Source organism: Streptomyces sp. URMC 123 (genome assembly GCF_051386515.1).
In the GTDB taxonomy this organism is placed as follows: Bacteria; Actinomycetota; Actinomycetes; order Streptomycetales; family Streptomycetaceae; genus Streptomyces.
Genome location: NZ_JBPQTV010000451.1, coordinates 1 through 4150, shown reverse-complemented (window position 1 = coordinate 4150; position 4150 = coordinate 1). Strand labels below are relative to the sequence as shown.

General features: G+C 72.5%; 4 protein-coding genes. 3 read left to right on the top strand and 1 reads right to left on the bottom strand.

Annotated features, from left to right (window positions below; genetic code table 11):
- The first annotated feature begins 147 nt into the window (after positions 1-147).
- Entirely contained in the window at positions 148-795 is a 648-nt protein-coding gene (locus ACSNOD_RS29135; protein ID WP_436770069.1) for a vitamin K epoxide reductase family protein, read from the top strand.
- A gap of 103 nt (positions 796-898) precedes the next feature.
- On the top strand, positions 899-2263 hold the full coding sequence (locus ACSNOD_RS29130) for a replication-associated recombination protein A (RefSeq protein WP_436770070.1): 1365 nt from the start codon (positions 899-901) through the stop codon (positions 2261-2263).
- Between the two features lie 106 nt (positions 2264-2369).
- Here the strand turns inward: ACSNOD_RS29130 and ACSNOD_RS29125 are convergent, their stop codons facing one another.
- Positions 2370-3185 carry a DUF2470 domain-containing protein gene (locus ACSNOD_RS29125; RefSeq protein ID WP_436770068.1) on the bottom strand — a complete coding sequence of 272 codons (816 nt, stop codon included), beginning with the start codon at positions 3183-3185 and terminating at the stop codon, positions 2370-2372.
- A gap of 189 nt (positions 3186-3374) precedes the next feature.
- Here ACSNOD_RS29125 and rpsD point away from each other — a divergent pair, with 189 nt between their 5' ends.
- The gene (gene rpsD, locus ACSNOD_RS29120) at positions 3375-3989 is read left to right on the top strand and encodes a 30S ribosomal protein S4 (protein ID WP_436770067.1); all 615 of its coding nucleotides are present in this window, start codon (positions 3375-3377) and stop codon (positions 3987-3989) included.
- The last annotated feature ends 161 nt before the right edge of the window (positions 3990-4150 follow it).

Here is a 4150-nt window from a genome sequence, read left to right as displayed (position 1 = left end):
ACCCGGGGCCGGGGGCCCGGCCCGGGGGCTGGAGGCCCGGCCCGGAAATCCGCCCTTATCCGCCGTGAACGGCGGACCCGGGAGAATGACTGCGGCACAATGGCCCTGCCAGCCAGGGCGCACTATCCGGAGCGACGGAACGGCGATATGACGACGACAGCGCTTGACGACGTGGCCACCGACGGCGATCACCGGGAGGACCGCGGCGCGGTCGGCAGCGGCAGGGGACTCGCGCTGCTGCTGGTGATCACCGGTGCGGCGGGACTGCTGGCCGCCTGGGTCATCACGATCGACAAGTTCAAGATCCTCGAGGCGAAGGTCGCGGGCACTACCTTCACCCCCGGGTGCAGCCTCAACCCCGTCGTCTCCTGCGGCAACATCATGGAGAGCGAGCAGGCGTCCGCCTTCGGCTTCCCCAACCCCATGCTGGGGCTGGTCTCGTACGCCGTGGTGATCTGCGTCGGCATGGGGCTGCTGGCCGGCGCGCGCTACCGCCGCTGGTTCTGGCTCGGCCTCAACGCCGGCACCCTCTTCGGCGTCGGCTTCTGCACCTGGCTCCAGTACGAGTCCCTCTACGTCATCGGCTCGCTCTGCCTGTGGTGCTGCCTCGCCTGGGTCGCCACCATCGTGATGTTCTGCTACGTCACCACGCACAACCTCCGGCACCGCTTCCTGCCCGCGCCCGAGGGCGTGCGCAGCGCGCTGATGGAGTTCCACTGGGTTCTGCCGACGCTGTGGACCGGCGTGATCGGGATGCTGATCCTGACCCGCTGGTGGGACTTCTGGACCGGCTGACCGCCGCCCCGGCCGCCGCCACCGACCACGGGCCCCGGCCCTTCCCCCGCGCCGGGGGAGGGCCGGGGCCCGTTGTCAGTGGTGTGGCCTAGGCTCCTTGAGCGTGGAGCCCGATCTGTTCACCGCCGCCGCCGAGGACCGCCAGGAGAAGGACCCGGCCAGCAGTCCGCTGGCCGTGCGCATGCGCCCGCGCACCCTGGACGAGGTCGTGGGCCAGAGCCATCTGCTGCGCCCCGGCTCGCCCCTGCGCCGCCTGGTCGGCGAGGCCGGCGGCGGCCCCGCCGGCCCCTCCTCCGTGATCCTCTGGGGCCCGCCCGGCATCGGCAAGACCACCCTCGCCTATGTGGTCAGCCAGGCCACCAACAAGCGCTTCGTGGAGCTCTCGGCGATCACCGCCGGGGTCAAGGAGGTGCGCGCGGTCATCGACGGCGCCCGCCGCGCCTCTGGGGGGTACGGCACCGAGACGGTCCTCTTCCTCGACGAGATCCACCGCTTCAGCAAGGCCCAGCAGGACTCCCTGCTGCCGGCCGTGGAGAACCGCTGGGTCACCCTGATCGCGGCCACCACCGAGAACCCGTACTTCTCCGTCATCTCCCCGCTGCTCTCCCGCTCCCTGCTGCTGACGCTCGAACCGCTCACCGACGACGATCTGCGCGCGCTGCTGCGCCGGGCCCTCACCGAGGAGCGCGGTCTCGGCGGGGCGGTGGAGCTGCCGGAGGACGCGGAGGCCCATCTGCTGCGCATCGCGGGCGGCGACGCCCGCCGGGCGCTCACCGCCCTGGAGGCGGCGGCCGGCGCGGCCATCGCCAAGGGCGAGCCGGAGATCAGCCTGGAGACACTGGAGGAGACCGTCGACCGCGCGGCGGTGCGCTACGACCGCGCCGGCGACCAGCACTACGACGTGGCGAGCGCGCTGATCAAGTCCATTCGCGGCTCGGACGTGGACGCGGCGCTGCACTATCTGGCGCGCATGATCGAGGCGGGGGAGGACCCCCGGTTCATCGCCCGCCGGCTGATGATCTCGGCGAGCGAGGACATCGGCATCGCCGACCCCACCGCGCTGCCCCTGGCCGTCGCCGCCGCTCAGGCGGTGGCGATGATCGGCTTCCCGGAGGCCGCCATCACCCTGGGGCACGTCACGGTGGCGCTCGCCCTCGCGCCGAAGTCCAACGCGGCGTATCTGGCGATCAACCAGGCGCTCAAGGACGTGCGGGGCGGGCTGGCCGGGCCGGTGCCGGCGCATCTGCGGGACGGGCACTACCAGGGGGCGCGCAAGCTGGGGCACGCGCAGGGCTATGTGTATCCGCACGATGTGCCCGGGGGCATCGCGGCGCAGCAGTACGCGCCGGACTCCGTGCACGGCAAGCGGTACTACGAGCCGACGCGGTACGGGGCGGAGGCGCGGTACGCGGATGTGGTCGAGCGCGTCCGCGCGCGGCTGCGCGGCGAGACGCCGGGCGCGGAGTAGCGCGACGGCGCGAGCGGGGCGCGCGGGGTGCCGGGCTGGCCCTCGGGTGCGCGGCCGCCGGGCGGGCCGCGGGGCGGCCCGCCCGGGGACGGAGCGCGGGCACCCCCTAGTCCTGGTGGGCCGCGGCCTCGAAGAGGCGGTGCATTTCCTTGCGGAGGCCGGCGATGTCGCGCACCGGGCGGGGGAACTCGAAGCGCGCGTCCAGGAAGCCGTCGCGCTCCGCGTGGACGAAGCGCACCCGCAGCCCGAAGCGGTCCAGCGCCAGCGGAACCACCGAGGCGAAGGCGTCCACGACGGACCCGGCCGCCCCGGTGTCCCGGCCCCAAAGCCCGCCGTGCTCCGTGTCCCGGCCGGGCTCGGCATGCTCGGCACGCCCGGTGTCCCGGGCCTGCTCGCCGCCGTGCTCGCCGAGCAGCGCGCACAGCCCCCGCACCTGGTCGGCGTGCGCGGAGTGCAGATGCTGGAGCAGCTCCGCCTCGTGCTCGACGAGGGGGTCGGCGGACGCCCGCGCGAAGTCCTCCGGCTCCACGGCCTCCGCGCCCCACAGATCCTCGATGTACGCCTCGCCCAGCTCCAGCCGCAGCAGCATCCGCCCGGGCTCGGCCACCTCGGGCACGGAGGTGAGCCAGCCCGCCAGCCGGGCCCGGCCCCGGACGCGGTGGGGGACGGCGACGGGCGCCACGTCCGTGAGCTCCAGCACGGCGGCCAGCTCGTCGTCCTGGGCGTGCGTGGCGGCCCGTACGGCCGGGGAGTCCGCGGGCAGCACGAGGAAGACCTCGCCGTCCGGGCCCACGCTCCGCACCTCCGGCATCAGCTGGTCGGGGCGGGCGCCGGGGAAGGCCGCGTCCATGCCGGGAATGAGCACTACCGCGGAGCATGTACTCTGTACGAGAGTTCGTGTGCGCTCGGCTGCTGACGGCATCCGTGCGATTTCTAGTCTGCTGGGACGCGGCTGGCCACGATCTGATCGGACCTCCGTCACGTCGGCGCCATCGAGAGCGTCGGCCTCTTTCGTGCTGTCCGTGATGTGACTGGTGTTCCCCGGACGAGACATGCGATCTCCTTGAGTAAGGTAAGCCTAACCTAACTTATCAATGGAGGTCTGGAGAACGTGCCTAACCAGTCGCGTCCCAAGGTCAAGAAGTCTCGTGCGCTCGGCATCGCGCTGACCCCGAAGGCCGTCAAGTACTTCGAGGCCCGCCCCTACCCGCCGGGCGAGCACGGCCGCGGCCGCAAGCAGAACAGTGACTACAAGGTCCGTCTGCTCGAGAAGCAGCGGCTGCGCGCCCAGTACGACATCAGCGAGCGTCAGCTGGCCCGTGCGTACGACCGCGCCCGCAAGGTGACCGGCAAGACCGGTGAGGCCCTCATCGTCGAGCTGGAGTGCCGCCTGGACGCCCTCGTCCTGCGCTCCGGCATCGCCCGCACCATCTACCAGGCCCGCCAGATGGTCGTGCACGGCCACATCGAGGTCAACGGCAAGAAGGTCGACAAGCCGTCCTTCAAGGTCAAGCCGGACGACGTCGTCATGGTCCGCGAGCGCAGCCGCGAGAAGCACCCCTTCCAGGTCGCTCGCGAGGGTGGCTACGCCCCCGAGGGTGAGACCCCGCGCTACCTGCAGGTCAACCTGAAGGCGCTCGCCTTCCGCCTGGACCGGGAGCCGAACCGCAAGGAGATCCCGGTGATCTGCGACGAGCAGCTCGTCGTCGAGTACTACGCCCGCTAGTCACGGGCCGCCCGCGCACCGCGGGCGTGGCGCCCAGGCGCCGACCCTCGCCGGTTCTCCGGTACGCGATCAGCCCGTCGTCTCCCCGCCGCCCGCGGCCGGGGAGGCGGCGGGCTGGTGCTGTTCCGGGGCGCTGCTGGAGGAGTGCCTGGCCATCGACC

Excerpts from the sequence above, each read along its gene's own strand:
- ACSNOD_RS29135 (WP_436770069.1), top strand. The coding sequence starts at position 148 with ATGACGACGACAGCGCTTGACGACGTGGCCACCGACGGCGATCACCGG.
- ACSNOD_RS29125 (WP_436770068.1), bottom strand. The coding sequence starts at position 3,185 with ATGCCGTCAGCAGCCGAGCGCACACGAACTCTCGTACAGAGTACATGC.